17 protein-coding genes are annotated in these 21,401 nt (G+C 63.6%); 12 read left to right on the top strand and 5 right to left on the bottom strand.

Features of this window, described 5'->3' with window-relative positions; translation table 11 throughout:
* Window positions 1-239: 239 nt before the first annotated feature.
* The 5 genes from YH64_RS03325 (at window position 240) to YH64_RS03305 (ending at window position 6,875) form a co-directional block, all read left to right on the top strand.
* A complete protein-coding gene (locus YH64_RS03325; protein WP_046803919.1) occupies window positions 240-1,847 on the top strand; it encodes an ABC transporter substrate-binding protein in 1,608 nt (535 codons plus the stop codon).
* 147 nt (window positions 1,848-1,994) lie between these two features.
* Window positions 1,995-2,966 carry an ABC transporter permease gene (locus YH64_RS03320; protein ID WP_046803920.1) on the top strand — a complete coding sequence of 324 codons (972 nt, stop codon included), beginning with the start codon at window positions 1,995-1,997 and terminating at the stop codon, window positions 2,964-2,966.
* A gap of 10 nt (window positions 2,967-2,976) precedes the next feature.
* Complete coding sequence (locus YH64_RS03315; RefSeq protein WP_046803921.1) at window positions 2,977-3,903, top strand: ABC transporter permease; 927 nt, start codon at window positions 2,977-2,979, stop codon at window positions 3,901-3,903.
* A gap of 7 nt (window positions 3,904-3,910) precedes the next feature.
* Window positions 3,911-5,641 carry an ABC transporter ATP-binding protein gene (locus tag YH64_RS03310; RefSeq protein ID WP_046803922.1) on the top strand — a complete coding sequence of 577 codons (1,731 nt, stop codon included), beginning with the start codon at window positions 3,911-3,913 and terminating at the stop codon, window positions 5,639-5,641.
* A gap of 25 nt (window positions 5,642-5,666) precedes the next feature.
* A complete protein-coding gene (locus YH64_RS03305) occupies window positions 5,667-6,875 on the top strand; it encodes an amidohydrolase family protein (protein WP_046804043.1) in 1,209 nt (402 codons plus the stop codon).
* 99 nt (window positions 6,876-6,974) lie between these two features.
* Here YH64_RS03305 and YH64_RS03300 read toward each other — a convergent pair whose 3' ends face one another.
* The gene (locus YH64_RS03300; protein WP_046803923.1) at window positions 6,975-8,447 is read right to left on the bottom strand and encodes a YdgA family protein; all 1,473 of its coding nucleotides are present in this window, start codon (window positions 8,445-8,447) and stop codon (window positions 6,975-6,977) included.
* A 305-nt stretch (window positions 8,448-8,752) separates the two neighbouring features.
* On the opposite strand from YH64_RS03300, the gene YH64_RS03295 reads away from it, so the two are divergent.
* The 4 genes from YH64_RS03295 to YH64_RS03280 all read left to right on the top strand — a co-directional run bounded on the left by YH64_RS03295 (window position 8,753) and on the right by YH64_RS03280 (window position 13,397).
* Entirely contained in the window at window positions 8,753-10,279 is a 1,527-nt protein-coding gene (locus tag YH64_RS03295) for a DEAD/DEAH box helicase (RefSeq protein WP_046803924.1), read from the top strand.
* A 57-nt stretch (window positions 10,280-10,336) separates the two neighbouring features.
* A complete protein-coding gene (locus tag YH64_RS03290) occupies window positions 10,337-10,966 on the top strand; it encodes a LysE family translocator (protein ID WP_046803925.1) in 630 nt (209 codons plus the stop codon).
* Window positions 10,967-11,078: 112 nt separating this feature from the next.
* The gene (locus tag YH64_RS03285; RefSeq protein ID WP_046803926.1) at window positions 11,079-12,686 is read left to right on the top strand and encodes a peptide chain release factor 3; all 1,608 of its coding nucleotides are present in this window, start codon (window positions 11,079-11,081) and stop codon (window positions 12,684-12,686) included.
* A 24-nt stretch (window positions 12,687-12,710) separates the two neighbouring features.
* A complete protein-coding gene (locus YH64_RS03280) occupies window positions 12,711-13,397 on the top strand; it encodes a hypothetical protein (protein ID WP_104144683.1) in 687 nt (228 codons plus the stop codon).
* 97 nt (window positions 13,398-13,494) lie between these two features.
* On the opposite strand, the gene bfr is transcribed toward YH64_RS03280, so the two are convergent.
* From bfr to rpoN, 4 genes are all read right to left on the bottom strand, one after another.
* Entirely contained in the window at window positions 13,495-13,971 is a 477-nt protein-coding gene (gene bfr / locus YH64_RS03275; RefSeq protein ID WP_046803928.1) for a bacterioferritin, read from the bottom strand.
* A gap of 378 nt (window positions 13,972-14,349) precedes the next feature.
* The gene (locus tag YH64_RS03270; RefSeq protein WP_046803929.1) at window positions 14,350-15,258 is read right to left on the bottom strand and encodes a DMT family transporter; all 909 of its coding nucleotides are present in this window, start codon (window positions 15,256-15,258) and stop codon (window positions 14,350-14,352) included.
* Window positions 15,259-15,412: 154 nt separating this feature from the next.
* Window positions 15,413-15,694 (bottom strand): bacterioferritin-associated ferredoxin, encoded by a 282-nt coding sequence (locus YH64_RS03265; protein ID WP_006216781.1) that lies wholly within the window; start codon window positions 15,692-15,694, stop codon window positions 15,413-15,415.
* A gap of 121 nt (window positions 15,695-15,815) precedes the next feature.
* Window positions 15,816-17,261 carry an RNA polymerase factor sigma-54 gene (gene rpoN / locus YH64_RS03260; protein ID WP_046803930.1) on the bottom strand — a complete coding sequence of 482 codons (1,446 nt, stop codon included), beginning with the start codon at window positions 17,259-17,261 and terminating at the stop codon, window positions 15,816-15,818.
* Between rpoN and YH64_RS03255 the strand changes: the two genes are divergently transcribed.
* The 3 genes from YH64_RS03255 to leuA all read left to right on the top strand — a co-directional run bounded on the left by YH64_RS03255 (window position 17,260) and on the right by leuA (window position 21,253).
* Window positions 17,260-17,904, top strand: a complete 645-nt coding sequence (locus YH64_RS03255; RefSeq protein WP_046803931.1) for a hypothetical protein — start codon at window positions 17,260-17,262, stop codon at window positions 17,902-17,904. The genes rpoN and YH64_RS03255 overlap by 2 nt on opposite strands.
* A gap of 189 nt (window positions 17,905-18,093) precedes the next feature.
* On the top strand, window positions 18,094-19,071 hold the full coding sequence (locus YH64_RS03250) for a tripartite tricarboxylate transporter substrate binding protein (protein ID WP_046803932.1): 978 nt from the start codon (window positions 18,094-18,096) through the stop codon (window positions 19,069-19,071).
* Between the two features lie 469 nt (window positions 19,072-19,540).
* Complete coding sequence (gene leuA, locus YH64_RS03245) at window positions 19,541-21,253, top strand: 2-isopropylmalate synthase (RefSeq protein WP_046803933.1); 1,713 nt, start codon at window positions 19,541-19,543, stop codon at window positions 21,251-21,253.
* Window positions 21,254-21,401 lie beyond the last annotated feature (148 nt).

The following is a 21,401-nucleotide window of genomic DNA, read 5'->3' as shown; positions in this document are numbered from 1 at the left end:
CGGCGCGGGCTCGCCCCCGCCATGACAATCACAAGGGGTTGGATCTATCGTGAAGTCGAAGTCCTCTGCAGTGATTCCCGGCATCGCCTTTCACGGCCTGCGCGCGGCACACCCCGCGTGCCGCGCCACCCCGCACCGCCTTTCGTCGTAAGCAGCAACGCCATGCCCCGGAACCCGTTGGGGCTGGGGCCCTGTCACTTCTGTCGCGCAATCCGCGCACCACACGGAGCATGAGGGCTATGCGTACTTTTCCTCACTTGAAGCAAGCTGCGCTGGCGACCGCCATTGCCGCGTCGTTGGCGTTCAGCGCCGGCGCGACCGCCAAGACCTTTCACTGGGCGTACCAGGGCGACGCCACCTCGATGGACCCGATGGCGCTGAACGAGACGTTCACGCTGGGCTTCCAAGGCAACATCTACGAAACGCTGGCCGGCTATGACGGCAACCTGAAGCTGACGCCGCTGCTGGCCGAAAGCTGGGAAAACCCCGAGCCCACCAAATGGGTCTTCAAGCTGCGCAAAGGGGTGAAGTTTCACGACGGCTCGCCGTTCACCGCCGACGACGTGATCTTCTCGTGGAAGCGCAGCCTGACGCCCGGCTCGGACATGAAGGGCTACGGCGCCAAGGCCTCCGACATCAAGAAGGTTGACGACTACACCGTCGAGGTCACCACCCCCACGCCCAACCCCATCCTGCCGCGCGAATGGGTGTTCCTGTACATCATGAGCAAGACGTGGGCGGAAAAGAACAAGACCACCGAGGCCACCAACGTCAAGGGCGACAACCAGGGCAACTATGCCAACCTGAACGCCAATGGCACCGGCCCCTTCATGCTGGTGTCGCGCCAGCCCGATGTGAAGACGGTGCTCAAGCGTTATGACGGCTACTGGAACAAAGACATCAAGACCAATGTCGACGAAGTCATCTTCCAGCCGATCACCCAGGAAGCCACCCGCGTGGCCGCGCTGATCTCGGGCGAAATGGACCTGGTGCAGCCCGTGCCCGTGCAAGACTGGAAGCGCCTGGAAGACGCCAAGGGCGTCAAGCCGCTCACGGCGCCCGAAGCGCGCGCCATCTTCATCGGCATGGACCAGGACCGCGACGAACTGCTGTTCTCGGACGTCAAGGGCAAGAACCCGTTCAAGGACGCCAGGGTGCGCGAAGCCGTTGTGCTGGCCGTGGACACCAAGGCCATCAACGACAAGATCATGCGCGGCGCGGCCAAACCGCTGGGTTCGCTGGTGGCCACCGCCATCAACGGCTACGCGGATTCCTACGGCGCACCGTACAAGCCCGACCCCGAACGCGCCAAGAAGCTGTTGGCCGAAGCGGGCTATCCGAAGGGCTTCACCGTCACCATGGACTGCCCGAACGACCGTTACGTCAACGACGAAAAGGTCTGCCAGGCAGTGGCCGGCATGTTGGCGCGCGTGGGCATCAAGATCAATCTGCTGGCGCAGACCAAGTCCAAGTACTTCGGCAAGATCCTGCTGCAAGCGGGCAACCAGACCAGCATGTACATGCTGGGTTGGACACCCAGTTCCACCGACGCGCACAACGCGCTGCTGAACCTGGCGGCGTGCCGCGATGCGAAGACGGCGGCCGGCCAGTTCAACCTGGGCGGCTACTGCAACAAGAAGGTGGACGAGCTGACCAACAAGATCGGCGTCGAAACCGATCAGACCAAGCGCAACGCCATGATCAAGGAAGCCTTCGAGATCGTGCGCAAGGACTACGGCTATCTGCCCTTGCACCAGCAGCCGATGTCCTGGGGCGTGAAGGACAACATCAAGGTCATCCAGCGCGCCGACGACGTGCTTGACCTGCGTGACGTGGTGTTGCCCTGACCGCCTGAACAACACGTCTGTTCAGCACTTGTCTGACTAGTTCAGCCCCGGATGGCGCAAGCCATCCGGGCGCGCCCGGCCCAGCCCCGGTTCCGGCTGTCAACGGAAACGCGGCCCGGCGTTATCTGCAAACGAGGGCACCCGATAATGCTTTCCTTTATTGCGCAACGGCTTATCCAGTCGGTGCTGGTGATGTTGACGGTGGCGCTGATCGCGTTCTCCATGTTCCGCTATGTGGGCGACCCGATCGCCAGCATGGTCGGCCAGGACACCACCCCTGAACAACGCGCGCAGTTGCGCGAACAGCTGGGCCTGGACGACCCCTTCGTCGTGCAGTTCGCCCGCTTTGTGGGCAACGCCGCGCATGGCGACTTCGGCATTTCGTACCGGCAACGCCGCCCCGTCAGCGAGCTGCTTGAAGAGCGCATGCCCGCTACGCTGGAACTGTCGTTCGTGTCTGCCGTGATGGCGCTGGCGTTGGGTATTCCGATGGGCATCTACACCGCGCTGCGCCGCCACGGCGTGCTGTCCAAGGCGTTCATGGCGTTGTCGCTGGCCGGCATCTCGTTGCCCACCTTCCTGATCGGCATCCTGCTCATTCTTGTCTTTGGCGTGCAGCTGCGATGGCTGCCCAGCTTCGGGCGCGGCGACGTGGTCAGCCTGGGGTGGTGGACCACCGGCTTTCTAACCAAGTCCGGATGGCTGGCGCTGATCATGCCGGCCATCACGCTGGCGCTGTTTCAGATGACGCTGATCATGCGGCTGGTGCGCGCGGAAATGCTGGAAGTGCTGCGCGCCGATTTCATCAAGTTCGCGCGGGCGCGCGGCCTGCCTGAACGACTGATCAACTTTCGCCACGCCTTGAAGAACACGATGGTGCCGGTCATCACGATCACCGGCCTGCAACTGGGCTCCATCATCGCGTTCGCCATCATCACCGAAACCGTATTCCAGTGGCCCGGCATGGGGCTGTTGTTCATCCAGGCCATCAGCATGGTGGACATTCCGGTGATGGCGGCCTATCTGGTGCTGATCGCCTTCATGTTCGTGGTCATCAACCTGGTCGTCGACCTGCTGTATTTCGCCGTGGACCCGCGTCTGCGCGTGCAGAGCAAGTAAAGGAATCAACATGATTGCTCGCATCGCTCCCCTGTTTGCCCGCGCGGCCGACAGCGATATCTGGCACAGCTTCAAGCGTTCGCCCGGCGCCATCATCGCCGCCATCGTGACGCTGGCCATCTTGCTGGGCGCGCTGTTCGCGCCCATCATCGCGCCCCACAACCCCTTCGACCTGGCGTCGCTGTCCATCATGGACGCCAACACGCCGCCCGCCTGGGAAGAGGGCGGTAGCCCGGACTTCCTGCTGGGCACCGACGATCAGGGCCGCGACATTCTTTCTGCCGTGTTGTATGGCTCGCGCGTGTCGCTGCTGGTGGGGTTTGCATCGGTGCTGTTCTCGATGGTGCTGGGCGTAACGCTGGGTCTTATCAGCGGTTACGCCGGCGGCCGCATCGACAGCTTCATCATGCGCATCGCTGACGTGCAGTTGTCGTTTCCCGCCATCCTGGTGGCGCTGCTGATCGACGGCGTGGCGCGTGGCGTCTTGCCGCGCGACATGCACGATCAACTGGCGCTGTACGTGCTGATCTTCGCCATCGGGATCTCGGGCTGGGTGCAGTACGCGCGCACCGTGCGCGGCTCCACGCTGGTCGAACGCAACAAGGAATATGTGCAGGCGGCACGGCTGATCGGCATCGGCCCGATCACCATCCTGCGCCGCCACATCCTGCCCAACGTCATGGGCCCCGTGCTGGTCATTGCCACCATCCATTTGGCGATTGCCATCATCACGGAAGCCACGCTGTCGTTCCTGGGCGTAGGCGTGCCGCCGACGGCGCCGTCGCTGGGCACGTTGATTCGTATCGGCAACAGCTATCTATTCTCGGGCATGTGGTGGATCTCGATTTTTCCGGGCATTGCGCTGGTGGCGCTGGTGCTATCGGTCAACCTGCTGGGCGACTGGCTGCGCGACGCGCTCAACCCCAAGCTGCGCTGAGGACGTCATGGCCCTGTTGAACATTGAAGACATCCGCATCGAATTCCCCAGCCGCCGTGGCACGCTGGTGGCGGTGGACGGCGTATCGCTATCGCTGGAAAAAGGCGAGATCCTGGGCGTGGTGGGAGAGTCCGGCGCGGGCAAGTCCACCATCGGCAACGCGGTGATCGGCCTGCTGGAAGCGCCCGGTCGCTTGGCCGGCGGCTCGGTGCTGCTGAACGGTGAACGCATCGACACGCTGACGCCCGCGCAAAAGCGCAAGGTGCGCGGCCGCCGCATCGGCATGATTTTTCAAGACCCGCTGACGTCGCTGGACCCGCTGCAAACGGTGGAAAGCCAGCTGGTGGAAACCATGCAGGTGCACCTGAACCTGACGCACGCCGAAGCCAGGAAACGTGCGGTGCAACTGCTGGTGCAAGTCGGCATCGACCAGCCGGAACTGCGCGTCAAGCAATACCCGCATCAGTTCTCGGGCGGCATGCGCCAGCGCGTGGTGATTGCGCTGGCCTTGTGCTGCGAACCCGAAGTCATCATCGCCGACGAACCCACCACCGCGCTGGACGTGTCCATCCAGGCGCAGATTCTTGAGCTGTTGAAGAAGCTGTGCCGGGAAGAGCAGGTCGGCATGATCATCATCACGCACGACATGGGCGTGATTGCGGACGTGACGGATCGGGTGGCGGTGCTGTATCACGGCAAGCTGGTCGAACAAGGGCCCACCGCCAAGATCCTGGGCGACCCCGACCATCCCTACACGCGCAGCCTGATATCGGCCGTGCCGCGCCCGGACATCAAGCTCAAGCGCTTTCCGCTGGTCACCTACATCGAAGACGTCAAGACGCCGTCGCAACCGCTGGACCTGGCCACGCATTGGCTGGGGCAACGGCGCGACTTTGGCGCGCAAACGGATGGCCCCTTGGTGCAGGTGCGTGACCTGTCCATGCGCTTCGTGCTCAAGAGCGCGCTGCTCAAGCGCAACCAACGCACGCTGGACGCCGTCAAGCGCGTGAACTTTTCCATTGGCGAAGGCGAGGTCTTCGGGCTGGTGGGCGAATCGGGCTCCGGCAAGTCCACGGTCGCCAGGTTGATCTCGGGCTTGTACACGCCGTCGGAAGGCTCGGTCACGTTTGGCGGCACCGACCTGACGGCGCTAAAGGGCGAGAAACAACTCAACCCGTTCCGGCGCCAGATCCAGATGATTTTCCAGGATCCGTTTTCGTCGCTGAACCCGCGCATGCGCGTGCTGGACATCATTGCCGAGCCCATCCGCTTTCATAAGCTGGCGGCATCAGAGGCCGAAGCGCGCCGCATCGTGGCGGATCTGCTGGACGTCGTGGGGCTGGGCGATCGCGCCGCCGAGCGCTTTCCCCACGAGTTCTCGGGCGGCCAACGCCAGCGCATCTGCATCGCCCGCGCGCTGGCCACGCGCCCGCGTTTTTTGATCTGCGACGAACCCACGTCCGCGCTGGACGTATCGATTCAGGCGCAAATCTTGAATCTGCTGAAAGACCTGCAAGAAGAACTGGGCCTGACCATGCTGTTCATCAGCCACGACCTGCCGGTGATTCGCCAGATGTGCGACCGCGTCGGCGTGATGCGCTATGGCGAATTGCTGGAAGTGGCGGAAACCGAAACGCTGTTCCAGCAGCCGCAACACCCCTACAGCCAGCACCTGCTTGGCCTGATGCCGCGCCTGCAAACCATGTCCCGCGAGGGGCTGGATGTGGTCGAAGGCTGACAGCGAAGCGCAACCGGAGCAAGACATGACGGCGACACGACAGACTCTCTTTATCGGCGGCCTGGTATTCGATGGCGAGGGCAAGGTATTGCGCGATCACGGTGTGCTGGTTGAAGACAAGCAGGTGGCGCGCGTGGCGCCGGCCGGCGCGTTTGAAGGCTATGCGGGGCTACAGGTCAACACCACCGGCATGACGCTGATGCCCAGCCTGGCCGACTGCCATGTGCACCTGGTCTACACCGGCGGCGCCGACCCCAACGCCTTGCTCAGCAAGCAGGGCCCCGCGCAGATCACATTGACCGCGCTGGAAAATGCCCAGGCCAGCCTGCGCGGTGGCGTGACCGCGTTGCGCGACTGCGGCGGCAAGGACTACCTGGAATTTGGCGTGCGCGACGCGATTGCACGCGGCGTGTTTCCCGGCCCCACCATCAAGGCGTCCGGCCGCATCATCTGCATGACGGGCGGACACGGCAACCGCATCGGCCGCGTTGCGGATGGCGTCGATGACGTCGTCAAGGCGGTGCGCGAGCAAGTCCACGCAGGCTGCGACCTGGTGAAGATCATGGCCACCGGCGGCGTCATGACGCCCGGCGTCAGCCCGATGGACGCGCACTACAGCTTCGATGAACTGAAGGCGGGCGTGCACGAAGCCAAGCGCTTTCGCAAAAGCACGGCCAGCCATGCGCAAGGCACCCAGGGCATTCTGAACGCCGTGCGCGCGGGCATCGATTCAATCGAACACGGCATCTTCATGGACGATGATTGCCTGCGCGAAATGCTGGAAGCCGAAACCTATCTGGTACCCACCATCGCCGCGGTGCGCAACATCATCGCCAACGCCGACAACGGCATCCCGGCGTACGCGGTGGAGAAGGCGCGGGCGGTGGAACAACGCCATCGGGAATCGTTCCAGATGTACTACAAGGCCGGCGGCCGCATTGCGATGGGCACGGACGCGGGTACGCCATTCAACCTGCACGGCGAAAACGCCATGGAGCTGGCGTACATGGTCGAATTCGGCATGACGCCTGTCGACGCGCTGATCGCCGGCACGTCGCGCGGCCACGACCTGATGGGCTTGACCCAGCACGGCGTCGTCGCCGAGGGCAAGGTGGCCGACCTGCTGCTGGTGCAAGGTGACCCGACCGAAGACATCCTGAAAGCGGCCGACAAGCGCTTCCACGTGGCGGTGCTGCGCAACGGCGAGCTGGCGGCGGGTGCGTTGCCGTTCTGACCCTGGCAGGGATACGACGAAAAAAAGCCGCCGCGCCCAACAGCGCGGCGGCTTTTTACTTTGGCAACGACCGGGGTCGCGTGCTTCGTGGTGTGCGCCTTAGCGCGCGCCACCCATCGCGCCGCTCATCACCATCATCAGGAACTGTTCAACCGGCATCTTCTTGCCGTTGAAGTCGACTTGGCCGTCGGCGTAGTTCACGTAGGTAACGATGTTGTTGTTTTCGACCTTGGCAACGCCCATCGCGGCAGCCATGGTGCCAACCATTTCGGCCTGGCCCTTGGCGGTTTGCACGGCTTGTTCGGCCGGCACGCCACGCATTTGCGGTTCAACGGCCATCAAGTCGCTCAGGTTGCCCTTGGACAGCACCAGCTTGGCATCCAGCTTCTTCACGGCTTCGGTCAGCGTGTCGGCCACTTCGCCGTCCATCGAGGCCGGCTTGGCAAAGTCCAGGTTCAGGTTGAACGTGGACGTGCCATTGGCGGTGCGCACTTCCAGCGGCGACACGGCCAGCGTGGGGTTGCCTGCCAGGATCTGCGCCACGTTGGTCTTGATGACCTGCTGCTCTTCAGCGGTGAACTGCGGCAGTTGTTCCTGGCCGTTGCTTTGCATCATGCGGCGCGAGGCGGCTTCGTAGACGTCGTTCAGCGCCTTGAACGCCTTGGAGTCCAGCTTCTGCACATCCAGCGCCAGCTTCAGGCCGGCAACGTCCTTGGCTTGCACGTTGATCATGCCGAAGTCCAGGGCCATCTTGGCGCCCATGGCGGGGCCGTTTTCGGTCATGTCGACGGCGATCGAGGTGTCCTTGAACTGAACCGGCGGCTTTTCCTTGGACGTGATGGTCCAGTCCTTGAGCGTCAGCTTCTGGCTGCCCACGTACATGTCATTGGACGCCGGCGTCATGTCGCTGGTCAGCGAAATGCCTTGCAGGGCCATGCTGACGATGTCGCTGTTTTCGCTCTGGCCGGACAGCACCAGCTTGTCGGTCTTCAGGTCGAAGATGCCGTGCTTGTTAGACGTCGTGTAGTCAACGTTGCCGGTCATGCCCGAGAACGACAGGCTGGTGTCGCCCTTGGTGACGTCGGCGGGGGCCAGGTTGAACTTGCCGGTGATGTTCTTGGCGTAGCTGACGCTGTAGTGACCCGACAGCGGCGTTGCGCCCTTGGTGGCGGCGAACCATTCCTTGACGGTCGGGGTTTCTTCCAGCACGAAGTCGCTGGCGACCATGGCCGGCGCGAAAGAGCCGGACTTCAGGTTCGACAGCGGCAGGGGGCCGTGCGACAGGTGTTCCACAAACAGCACGTCGCGATCTTGCGCGGGCTTGCCTTGTTCGGCCGGCGTGGTGAACTTCACGCGGTAGCGGGCGGTGGACGAAAACACACCGCGCTCGAACGAAACCAGCTCCACGGACGAGGCGATGCCCCACTGATCGCTGAACTTCTTCAGTTCAACATTGGCCTCGCCAATGGACTGGTTGACGAAAGCCTCGGCCTTTTGGCCCGTGTACCAGGCGGTGCCGGTCCACGCCGCGCCCAGAACGACCACGAGGCCCACGATTGCCGATTTCTTCATAGCGACCCTTTATTCTTCAAATGGATAGATGCGCAGCGATTATAGGGAGAGCGCACTAGGGAAAACACGTATTTGGTTCATAAGCGCTGCAAGTTGTTACTTGGCGATACAGCACGGCTGAATCCAGTCCGCTGCTGCACCGCCACATCAGCTACAATCGCCGAGTGTGCTTTGCCAATCTGCACACGTCCGCTATGGCCCTTCGCTGCCAAGCTTCGCCCATCAGGGCGCTTCCCTTTTCTCCTTATTCGTCCGCCTGGATTGGAGTCTCTCAACTTGAGCGACGGGCTGCCGCTGGAGTTGTTTTGACTACCTCTTCCCCTTTCGCCGACCTCGGGCTGGCTGATTCCCTGTTGCGCGCCATTGCCGATACCGGCTACACCGCACCCACGCCTATTCAAGCCCAGGCGATTCCCCAAGTTTTGAAAGGCGGCGACCTGCTCGCCGCCGCGCAGACGGGTACCGGCAAGACCGCCGGCTTCACGCTGCCGATCCTGCATCTGCTGATGCAGCAAAAGCCCGAAGTGCGCAAGCCCGGCCGCCCCCGTTGCCTGATCCTGACCCCCACGCGCGAACTGACCGCGCAGGTGGCCGAATCGGTGCAGACGTACGGCAAGTACACCTCGTTGACGTCCATGGTGATGTTCGGCGGCGTCAACATCAACCCCCAGATTTCCGCGCTGCGCAAGCCGCTGGACATCCTGGTGGCAACGCCGGGGCGCCTGCTGGACCACTGCGGCCAGAAGACGGTTGACCTGTCGGGCGTTGAAATCCTGGTGCTGGACGAAGCCGACCGCATGCTGGACATGGGCTTCATCCGCGACATCCGCAAGATTCTTGCCCTGCTGCCCAAGCAACGCCAGAACCTGCTGTTCTCGGCCACGTTCTCGGACGAAATCCGCACGCTGGCGCGCGGCGTCCTGAACAACCCGGGCGAAGTGTCCGTCACCCCGCGCAACACCGCCACCGAACTGGTCACCCAGACGGTGCACATGGTGGAACAGCATCACAAGCGCGACCTGATCAGCCACATCATCCGTGAAAGCGGCTGGCACCAGGTGCTGGTGTTCACGCGCACCAAGCACGGCGCCAACCGCCTGGCTGAAAAGCTGGTCAAGGACGGCCTGACCGCCGCCGCCATTCACGGCAACAAGAGCCAATCGGCTCGCACCCGCGCGCTGGCCGGCTTCAAGGACAGCACCGTGACGGTGCTGGTGGCGACCGACATCGCCGCCCGTGGCCTGGACATCGACCAACTGCCGCAAGTGGTGAACTTTGAACTGCCGAACGTGCCGGAAGACTACGTGCACCGTATCGGCCGCACGGGCCGCGCGGGCGCCACGGGTGCTGCCGTCTCGCTGGTCGACAACAGCGAAATCAAGCTGCTGAAGGACATCGAGCGCCTGATCAAGAAGACGATCGAGCGCAAGCCCGTTGAAGGCTGGACCCCGTCGCCCACCAGCGCCGCCGCCTTCGAACGCCAGGAACGCGATGAAGACGCGCGCAGCCCGCGCGGTGGCAATCGCAATGGCGGTCGTGGTGGCAATGGCGGTAACGCCGGCCGTGGCGGCAACGCTGGCGCCGGCCGTTCGCGTCCGGCCCAAGGCCCGGCGCGCGCCGCTACCGGCGGCCGTGCCCCCGCACCGGCTCGCGCCGGCGGCGAAGGCCGTGGCAATGGTGGCCAACGCGACGCCAAGCCCGCCGACCGCCCGGCTCACGCCGGTCGTGGCGATGGCCGTCCGCAGCAGGCCCCGCGCCGTCCCGAAGGCGCGCAGCGCCCGGCGGGCAACGGCGGTTCGGGCCGTCCGCGCGCGGCGTTGCTGGGCAAGTAAAGCCAAGCGAGTAATATCCCGGCACCCCCATACTGCGATCCTAGGACCCGCGCCATCATGCCCTTATCCACCTGGTTGACGTTCTTCCTGGCCTCCTGGGCCATTTCGTTCTCACCCGGGGCGGGCGCGATTTCCGCGATGTCCTCTGGATTGAAATACGGCTTTGCACGCGGCTACTGGAACACGGCCGGCCTCATCATGGGCATCCTGTTCCAGTTCGTCGTGGTGGCCGTGGGCTTGGGCGCCGTGCTGGCCACGTCCGAAATGGCCTTCAATGTGGTCAAGTACCTGGGCGTGGCCTACCTGATCTACCTGGGCGTGCGCCAGATTCGTACTGACGCCGCACCCGTGGCGGTGGACGCGGGCGACCCGAAGCAGGCGTCGATCCGCGACCTGGTCATGCGTGGCTTTCTGATCAACACCATGAATCCGAAGGGCACCGTGTTCCTGCTGGCCGTTGTGCCGCAGTTCGTGGACCCGGCGATGGCGTTGACGCCGCAGTACATGGCGCTGGCCGGCACGCTGGCGTTTACCGACTTGGTCGCCATGGGCGTGTACACGCTGCTGGCGGCCCGCGTGTTGCGCTTGCTGCGCGACGCCAAGCACATCCGCTGGATGAACCGCACCTTCGGGTCGCTGTTCATCCTGGCGGGCGTTTTCCTGGCGTCGTTCCGCCGCCATTCCTGAATTTTCCGGCCTTGGGGCGCTCGCTGGCGACGGCGGGTGCCCCACGGCTTTTTCATGCACGAAGCCGTACCGCGCCGGCTCCAAAAGCGGCGTTAAGTACAATCCCCCGACCATGAACATCCCTCACGAAGTAGCGCGGCGCCGAACGTTCGCGATCATTTCCCACCCTGACGCGGGCAAGACCACGCTGACCGAAAAGCTGTTGCTGTTCGCAGGCGCGATTCAGATCGCCGGCAGCGTCAAGGCGCGCAAGGCCACGCGCCATGCGTCGTCCGACTGGATGGAAATCGAAAAGCAACGCGGCATTTCCGTGGCCTCGTCGGTCATGCAGATGGAATACCGCGACTGCGTCATCAACCTGCTCGACACCCCGGGCCACCAGGACTTCTCTGAAGACACCTACCGGGTGCTGACGGCGGTGGATGCCGCGCTGATGGTCATCGACGCCGCCAATGGCGTCGAGCCGCAGACGATCCGCCTGCTACAGGTTTGCCGCGCGCGCAACACGCCCATCATCACGTTCATCAACAAGATGGACCGCGAAGTGCGCGAGCCGCTGGAATTGCTGTCCGAGATCGAAGGCCACCTGGGCATGGATGCCGTGCCGTTCTCGTGGCCGGTGGGCATGGGCAAGTCGTTCGGCGGCGTGTTCGATATCCGCCGCGACCGCATGCGCGTGTTCCGCCCCGGGCAGGAACGCCGCTCGGACAATGATGATGTGATCGAAGGGCTGAGCAATCCTGAAATCGCCCGCCGTTTCGGCTCGGCGTTCGAACAGGCCAGCGGCGAGATCGAACTCATCAACGAAGCCGCGCCCGCGTTCGACCGCGAACAGTTCCTGGCCGGCAAGCAGACACCCGTGTTCTTCGGCTCCGCCATCAACAACTTCGGCGTGCAGGAAGTGCTGGACGCGCTGGTCGACCACGCGCCGCCCCCGGGCCCGCGCGTCGCCCTGCAACGCGAAGTGCTGCCGGAAGAACCCAAGTTCACCGGCGTCGTGTTCAAGGTGCAGGCCAACATGGACCCTGCCCACCGTGACCGCGTGGCGTTCGTGCGCGTCAGCTCGGGCCGCTTTGAACGCGGCATGCGTTTGAAGGTGGCCCGCACCAACAAAGAAATGCGCCCCAACAACGTGGTGTCTTTCCTGTCGCAGCGGCGCGAGCTTCTGGACGAGGCGTATGCCGGCGACGTGATCGGTATCCCGAACCACGGCGTGCTGCAATTGGGCGACGTGCTGACCGAAGGCGAAACGCTGCAATTCACCGGCCTGCCGTTCTTCGCGCCGGAGCTCTTCCAGGCGGTTGAAGTGAAAGACCCGCTGCGCACCAAACAGCTGCGTACCGGCCTGACCCAATTGGGCGAAGAGGGCGCGATTCAGGTGTTCCGTCCGGAGGCTGCGGGCGGCTCTTTGCTGCTGGGCGCAATCGGCCAGTTGCAGTTTGAAGTGGTGGCTCACCGCCTCAAAACCGAGTACGGCGCGGACGCCAGAATGCTGCCTTCGCGCTACACAATGGCACGTTGGATTACGTCTGAAAACCCCAAGGCGCTGCGCAAGTTCATGGATGCCAATGCGGCTCATATCGCCTATGATGTCGTCGATGCGGCGGCGTTTTTGATCAGTTCCCCTGCGCAGTTGCGCGTAGCCGAGGACCTGTATCCCGAGGTGAAATTCCATGCCATGCGCGAACACGGCGGCAAGGTTTTCGGGGACAAGGCGTAGACCCGTTCGGGTTCCGCACGGCAGATGAGGGTAGCAATGTCTTGGCGTTTATTATTCGCAACGCTCCTGATCGCGCTTGGCGCGTCGGCCTGGGGCGGTATTCAATTGGGTGACTGGCTGGTGGCGCATGCGCCGCCCGCGGCACCGGCTCCTGGTCAGGACGCGGCAGCTTCGCAGCAGCCCGTTCTGGACGCCAACGGACGCCCTTACGTGGCGCAACCGCCGCAGCCGCGCATCGACGGTACCCTGGGCGTTCCCGACAAGCCGGCCGACCGCCAATGGCAGGTCAATACGGTGTCACTGTTCGACACCGTCAGCGATCCCGCCGTGAAGCTTTCGCGCGAACGCATCACGCCCGAGCAAGCCCGCGAAATCGCGGCCGCCTCGGAAGTGCCGCTGCCTTCCGGCACCTCGGACGTCACCACCATGGACTTGCAAGTGCCCGGCACATCCACCGCCATCAACGGCGGCCAGATGCAGGCCAACGGCTACGGTACGCCGCAGATGGTGCAAGCGCCTCCGCCCCCGCCCAATACGTCGCCGGCGCCTGGCGCGCCGGGCTGGCAAGACGCGCTCAAGCGCGAACTGGCGCAGTGCGCCACGCAAGGTTTCTTTGAACGGCCTTCGTGCTCATGGAACGCGCGCAACAAATACTGTGCGCCGAACCGCGCCTGGGGCACGATGGCCGAATGTCCGGCCCGCCCGCAATAACCGTCTCAGATAACAATCAATACGCCGCGCGTTGTTTACGCGGATATGACAAAGGCGCCCCAAGGGGCGCCTTTTTATTGCCTTGCGGCCCAGCCGATTACTCGGGCACGGACATCTGGCTTTGCAGGTAATTCTGGATGCCGACCTTGTCGATCAGATCGATCTGGGTTTCCAGATAATCGATGTGCTCTTCGGTGTCGTCCAGGATGTCCTGGAACAGATCGCGCGAGACATAGTCACGCACCGATTCGCAATAGGCGATGGCTTCCACGACGGTGGTGTGCGCGGCTTGTTCCAGCTTCAGGTCACAGGCAAGCAGCTCGGGCACGTCTTCACCGATCAGCAGCTTGTGCAGGTCTTGCAGGTTGGGCAGGCCGTCCAGCATGAAGATGCGTGCGATCAGGCGATCCGCGTGCTTCATTTCACCGATGGATTCTTCGTATTCGTGCTTGCCCAGCTTGTCGAAGCCCCAATGGTTCAGCATGCGCGCATGCAGGAAATATTGGTTGATGGCCGTCAGTTCGTTGGTCAGTTGCTTGTTCAAGAACTGGATGACGGTTTTGTCGCCTTTCATAATGGACTCCTTGCAGTCAGGCGCGACGCGAGTGCATCGCGACAAAGGAGCGCACGATGCCGCGCGTACGCAACCCCGGCAGACTACCACCTGCCGCCGGGGCGCGCCTAGCCTTGCGCCGCATTTGGTAAACGGCTTTAGAACCGCTACCAGAAAGCGACAAGCCAATGAGAATGAGTATGCGTGCGTGATGCTTTGCGTGCACAACGCAGGCCCTATGCGGCGTAGCGCTGAGTCAGCTGGCGCATTCGTCCGGTACTTTCCTTTAATGGTGTCGATAAGCCCGTGATAAACGGCTGGTATTCCATCGAAATCCCACTGATGCCGTCAGGTTGCATATCCGCAACCTTATTAGCGCTATTTTGCTTATTCAGTGGTTCAACGCGCTTTGCGTGTCGTCAACCAGATCCCAAAGGCGATTGGCACGATGCCCAAAAGATCCAGCCACGATACCGGCTCGCGCAGGACCAGCCAGCCAAACAACAGGCCCAGCGGCGGCATCAAGAAATGCAACGCACTGGCCGACGTGGCGCTGGCCCGGCTCAGGATCATGAACCACAAGTAGTAGCCGCCCATCGACACGGCCACGATCATGTAGGCCATGCTGGCCAGCAGGCTCGCCGTCAGGCGCGCATCACTCAGGCTTTCGTTCATCAGCGCAAACGGCAGCAACGCGGCAGCCGCTGCCAGGGATTGGATGCCGGTCGACGTCCATAGCCCTGCCGCCGGCTTGAGCCGCTTGTAGAGCAGCGTGCCGGCCACCAGCGCCACCAGGCCACCCGTGACCAGCAGCGTGCCGTGCATGTCTTCCTGCATGCCCGTCAGGCGTGATCGCAGCACCACGGCCACCCCGACCAGCCCCAGGCACAGGCCCAGCAACTTGCGCCACGTCAGCCGCTCGCCCAGTACAGGGCCGGCCAGCACACCGATCAACAGGGGGTTGGTACTGATCAGCACGGCGGTGAATGCCGACGACACGGTCGTCATGCCGGACCAGCTCAGCCCCAGGTACAGCGCGTTGTTCAAGACCCCCAGCAGGATGAGGGACGCGAGGTCGCGCCCTTGCAGTGGCCGGCCCCGGCGGCTGAAGGCGGCGATGCCCAGCATCAACACGCCTGCAATCAGGAAGCGGATGGTCAACAGGGTCAACGGGGGGCAATCGCGCACCGCGATCTTGGCGGCCGCAAAGGCCGAACTCCACAGAAAACAGAATGCGGCGATGGGCACCCAACTGATGCCCGAGGCGGCAGGGGCGGTCGGGGCGCTGGCGGCGGGCGTGGCCTTCATCGGGAGTCCATGAGAACGGCACGCCACGCATGGCGCAGGGATCAAGCATTCTGCTCGCGCCCTGGCGCAATGACAAATAGTTTGGGAAAGGCTGCGTCCGGAAAGCAGCACGGCCCGCCGAAGAACTCAGCGAGCCGGAGGGGACGGCAATGCGTTAGCCGGCGGCGACCAGCGGAATCGGGAAGCTGCTGTTGTTGGCAGCCGAACCCGATTCAACCAGGGTGGCGGGCGCATTGACCGGAACGGCGATGGAGCGAACGTCGCACACGCTGGAGCAGCGGCCGCCCGGCAGGTATTCGGCGGCGGTTGCCGCGCAGCAGCCGCAGCACGTGGCCACGCCCAGCTCGAATTGCAGGTCGGACAGCGTCGTCGCGCCACCGTCCACGCTGGCGCGGACTTGGCGTTCGGTGATGGCATTACATACGCAAATGTACATGCGAATGATTATCGAAAATTATTCGGCGGATGACAAGCCCTGAACGCAAAAAAATTTGTAGCGCAATTGTCACGCAACCCCTTGAAACAAAGGACGAATCCTCAAAGATTCGTCCCCTATTTCAACGCGCCGAGGCTTGCGCCTTGCGCAGCGTAGCCGGGGCAATTCGCAGCGCTTCTCGGTACTTTGCCACCGTCCGACGGGCGATAACTATCCCCTGATCGGCCAGTTTCTGCATGATCTGGCTGTCCGACAAGGGCTTGGCCCGGTTCTCTTCCGCGACCATTTGGCGGATGAAAGTCTGCACCGCCGTGGCCGACGTAGCGTCACCGCCGTCGGTAGAGACCCCCGTCCCGAAGAAGCGCTTGAGCTCCAGCGTGCCAAACGGAGTAAGCATGTACTTCTGCGTTGTGGCGCGCGAAATGGTCGATTCGTGCAGCCCAAGCTCCCCGGCGATGTCTTTCAGGATCAGCGGACGCATGGCCGACGGCCCCTGGCTGAAAAACGCCGTCTGGCGTTCAACAATGGCCTGGGCGACACGCAGGATCGTGTCGAAGCGCTGCTCTACGTTACGTATCATCCATTTGGCTTGCTGCAACTGGGTTTGCAGGCCCGCGTGCGCGGATTCCTTTTGGTTGCCCAGCATCTGTGCATACAGCCCGTTGATTTGCAGCCGGGGAACGGCGGCGCTGTTCAGCGTGACCTGCCAGCCGCGCCGCGCCTTGCGCACGATGACGTCGGGCACAGCGTAGTCCGCCGCAGGCACGGTCCAGGCGCGTCCGGGCCGGGGCTCCAGCCGCAGGATCAGCGTGTGGGCCGCGCGGAAAATTGCCTCGTCGCAGCCCACGGCAGCGCACAGGCGCGCAGCGTTACCGGTGGCCAGCAAGGGCAGATGGCGCGCACAGATTTCGCGGGCGCAGGCCAGGACGGCCGGATCGGCCGCTTCGGGCAAACGCGAGAGGTCGGGGTGGCGCAATTGCAACACCAGGCAATCCGCCATGTCGCGCGCGCCGATGCCGACGGGGTCGAACGATTGCAGCAGCGACAGCGCCGCCCGCAACTCATCCAGGTCGGGTTCCATTTCGGCCGGCAGCCACGTCAGGATTTCCTCAAGCGGCGAGCCCAGGTAGCCGTTTTCATCCAGCTCGTCGATCAGCAAGGCCGCCAGGGCAGCATCGCGCGGCGCCGCCCGCGTCAGCATCAGCTGGCCCAGCAGGTGTTCGCGCAACGTGTCCGGGCGCGCCGCCTCGGGCAGCCCGGAGTCATCATCCGAATACACGCCGCCCGAGCCAGGCATTTCTTCGACGGGGGCATCGCGTTCCGCTGCGGGGGTGTCGTCATCGACCGAGGATTCGCGTTCGGATTCGGCTTGCGCCTCGGCGGCGGGGGTGTCGTCTTCCCGTTCCAGCAGGGGGTTGTCCGCGAGCAATTGCGAGATCTCGGCTTCCAGGTCGAGCGTGGACAACTGCAACAATCGTATCGATTGCTGCAATTGAGGGGTCAGCGTCAGGTGCTGGCCAGGTCGCAGTTCTAAAATTGGACGGGTCATAGGTACAATATTTTGCATGATGAATCTGACTTCGCCCGCAAGCGTTCGCCAGGACAGCCGACTTATCGGCCAGACCCTGCTCAAACTGGCGCTACCCCGAATCGTTGTGCGCGCGATAGTCATCGCCGTCGCCGTCGTCCTTTGGTATCTCGTTGCCTCGTGGATACTGGATTTCGGCAAACGCATGAACTATGACTTCCTGCATACGCTGGGCCAGCCAACCCAGGATATGGCGCAGAAGGTCAATCCCTATATCTGGTGGGTCGTTGCCGGCATCTGGACGCTGATCGTCTTCTTCTCGGTCCGCGCCTGGTTTGCAGCCAGCCTGGCCTCGGGCGCGGCAACCCCGGTGGGCACGGACACGCTGGCCGATCTGGCGCCGAACCTGTCGGAAGAATCGTTGGGCGTGCTGCGCTGGACCTGGGGCGACCGCCAAGAACCCTTCACTGTAGGCGACTTGCGACGCGCACTGTCTGAAATTCGCCACAATCGCAGCGGCAAGATCGCCATGGTGGCCGAACAGGCGCAAATTTTGGAAGGCACGGCCATCCCGCCGTCGCGCGATCCGCGCGATGACGGCCGCCGAGCCCCGCGTACCGAAGTCCGGGGCGAGACCCGCGGGGACCGCTACGTCGAACCTCGCATCGGCCCGGCCCGCTAGCGCGGCGCGGACTTTTTTGCCACACAGGCCGCCGATCTGGCGGCCTTTTTTGTTTCAGTCCGGCGCCAGCTCCGCCTTCTATACTGACCCGTCCAGGCTCGCGCAACCGCAGGCCGCGCAACAGACCCAGCAAAACCATAACGGCAGCCGAGACCTGCCGATGCGCGGCCGGCCCCTGGAGAGAAAACCATGTTCCGCACCCCCATCCGGTATGCCGCCGGTTTGCTCGTGGCCTGTTCGGCCGCGTTCGCCGCCACGCCCGCCATGGCCGCGTGGCCCGACAAACCCATCACCTTCGTCGCGCCGTTCAGCGCCGGGGGCGCCAACGATCTGGTCGCCCGCATCATCGCCAAGGCAGTGGGCACGACGCTGAAGCAATCCGTCATTGTGGAAAACCGACCCGGCGCCGGCGGCGTCGTGGGCGCCGCGCATGTCGCTCGCAGCGCGGCGGATGGCTACACCTATCTGGTCGGTAGCAATGGCACCGTTACCAACAGCCTGATCCGCTCGGACCAGCCCTACAAGGACGACGAGCTGACCCCCGTCGCGCTGTTGACGATCACGCCCTCGGTGATCGTGGCCAACCCGTCCAACCCGGCCAAGGACCTGAAGGACTTCGTCGAGCGCGCCAAGAAAGCCAAGACCGACCGCATCACCTTTTCCACCGCCGGCAACGGCAGCACGCCGCATTTTGTGGCGGAAATGGTCAAGGAAGCCACGGGCCTGCCCATCGAGCCCATCGCCTACAAGAGCGGCTCGGAAGGCGTGACGGCGGTGATCGGCAACCAGGTCGACGCCACGTCGGAAGCCAGCATCGTGACGTTGCCGCTGATCCAAAGCGGCAAGTTGAAGGCGCTGGCCACCACGTGGGACAAGCGCATGGCCAGCGCGCCGGACATTCCCACCACCGCCGAAGCCGGCTTTCCCGCCGTGCGCATCGGGCACTGGGCGGGCTTGTACGCGCCCGCCGGCACGCCGGCGGACGTGTTGGACAAAATGAACGCAGCGGTCGAACAGTCGCTCCAGACCAAAGAAGTGCAGGACGCGTTGCGCCAGAGCAGCATCGAACCGGGTGGCGGCTCGCGCGCGAGCTTTGTGGAATTCGCAGCCAGTGAACGCGAACGCCTGGGCAAGATCGTGAAAAACGGCCACATGCAAACGCAGTAGACGCACGCCACCGCCCGATGCCGCAGCGGCATGCTGCGACATCGGGCGCGGGCCGGATTCTTGGTCTCGCGCCGCTGTCGATCAAAGATCGCGGCGCGCTCTGCCCCCGGTTTTTTTCAACGTTTTCGTTTGCGCTGGCAAAGAAAATATGTTTGACTAGCACCCTATGGCCGCTCACCGCACCCTCCCCGCGATTGCCACCGGACGCTTCGTCGCTCCGGTCGCCGGCCTGCGCGCTCGTTCCCTCTTCGCTGCCGCGCTATCGCTATACCTACCGATCGGTTGCCGGGCCTAGTGTCCCCGTGGTAGCTCGGCAGCCACGTTTGCCACACGCGATTTCCCCCTTTTATTTGTGAATCCTGCCGGTTAATCACGGCAACCCCTGGCGCAAAACCGTCATCCGGTCATCGCGCCGCCGAGACTCAGTGCTCACGGGATTCAAAAGAAACCGATTGATCGAGGTGTAGTCATGATGCTTGCCAACCCCGCCACCAAATACGTCCCCTTCGCGCCGTTCACCCGCGACTTCTCCGAACGCACGTGGCCCAGCCGCCGCATCACCAAGGCGCCGATCTGGATGAGCACCGACCTGCGTGACGGCAACCAGGCGTTGATCGAACCCATGAGCGTCGAGCGCAAGCTCCGCTTTTTTGAACAACTGGTGAAGATCGGCTTCAAGGAAATCGAAGTCGGCTTCCCGTCCGCGTCGCAGACCGACTTCGATTTCGTGCGCAAGCTCATCGACGAAAAGCGCATCCCCGATGACGTCACCATCATCGTGTTGACGCAGTCGCGTGAAGACCTGATCAGCCGCACGGTGGAAGCCGCGGCGGGCGCCAAGCAAGCCATCGTCCACATGTACAACGCTTGCGCACCGGCCTTCCGCAAGGTGGTGTTCAACATGTCCAAGGACGAAATCAAGGGCATCGCCACGACCGGCACGCGCCTCATCAAGCAATACACCTCGCAGCGCCCCGAAACCAAATGGAGCTACGAGTATTCGCCCGAAGTGTTCAGCACCACCGAGCCCGAGTTTGCCTTGGAAGTGTCGAACGCCGTCGCCGATGTCTGGCAGCCCACGCCCGACCACAAGATGGTGTTGAACCTGCCCGCCACGATCGAGGCCACCAGCCCCAACCTGTACGCCGACCAGATCGAATGGATGCACAAGAACCTGGCGCGCCGCGACAGCATCGTGCTTAGCGTGCACCCGCACAACGATCGCGGCACCGCCGTGGCCGCCGCTGAATTTGCCGTGATGGCCGGCGCCGACCGTATCGAAGGCTGCCTGTTCGGCAGTGGCGAACGCACCGGCAACGTCGACCTCGTCACGCTTGCCTTGAACCTGTACACGCAAGGCGTGCATCCCGGTTTGGACTTTTCCGACATCGACGAAGTGCGCCGCTGCGCGGAATACTGCAACCAGTTGCCGGTGCACCCGCGCCATCCGTATGCCGGCGACCTCGTCTTCACCGCGTTCTCCGGCTCGCACCAGGACGCCATCAAGAAGGGCTTCGCGCTGCAACAGGCCGACGCCGTCTGGGAAGTGCCGTACTTGCCGATCGACCCGGCCGACCTGGGCCGCAGCTACGACGCCGTGATCCGCGTGAACAGCCAGTCGGGCAAGGGCGGCGTGTCGTACCTGCTTGAGCAGGAACACGGCCTGGTCTTGCCGCGCCGCCTGCAAATCGAATTCAGCCGCGCCATCCAGCGCGTGACGGACGAGACGGGCAGCGAAGTCACCGCCGACGACGTGCACACCATCTTCAATCGCGAATACCTGGAACAAAAGGCGCCCTGGAAGTTGATCCGCCACCGCATCGACGGCAACCCGTCGGCCGGCGAAGGCCAGCATTTCAGCATCGAAGCCGAACTCGAATACAACGGCGAACGCCGCATCGTGACGGGCAAGGGCGATGGCGCCATCTCGGCATTCGTGGCGGCGCTGGACGTGCCCGTGCGCATCATGGACTACCACGAGCACGCCATCGGCACCGGCACCGACACGCGCGCCGCCTCCTATGTCGAACTGCGCGTGGGCGAGTCCTCCACGGGCTTTGGCGTAGGCATCGACCGCGACATCGTGACGGCCTCGTTCCAGGCCGTCCTTAGCGCCGTGAACCGCCACATCAACGCGGGCGCCGTGGCGTCCGCCGAGCAGGAAGCCGCCGAGGCCGCGTGATCCGCGCTCGCCTTCTGAACTGAACGCCCGAAGCCGGCCCGAAACATGGGCCGGCCAACAACCAGGAACACACCTCTTCCTGGCGCGACCGGCACAAAAAAGCCCGCCTTATCGGCGGGCTTTCTGCTTTCTGCTTTCTGCTTTCTGC

Source organism: Achromobacter sp. LC458 (genome assembly GCF_001005835.2).
Taxonomy (GTDB): Bacteria; Pseudomonadota; Gammaproteobacteria; order Burkholderiales; family Burkholderiaceae_B; genus Achromobacter; species Achromobacter spanius_B.
Note: the sequence above shows the minus strand (reverse complement) of the source record. Positions and strands in the feature narration are given on the sequence as shown.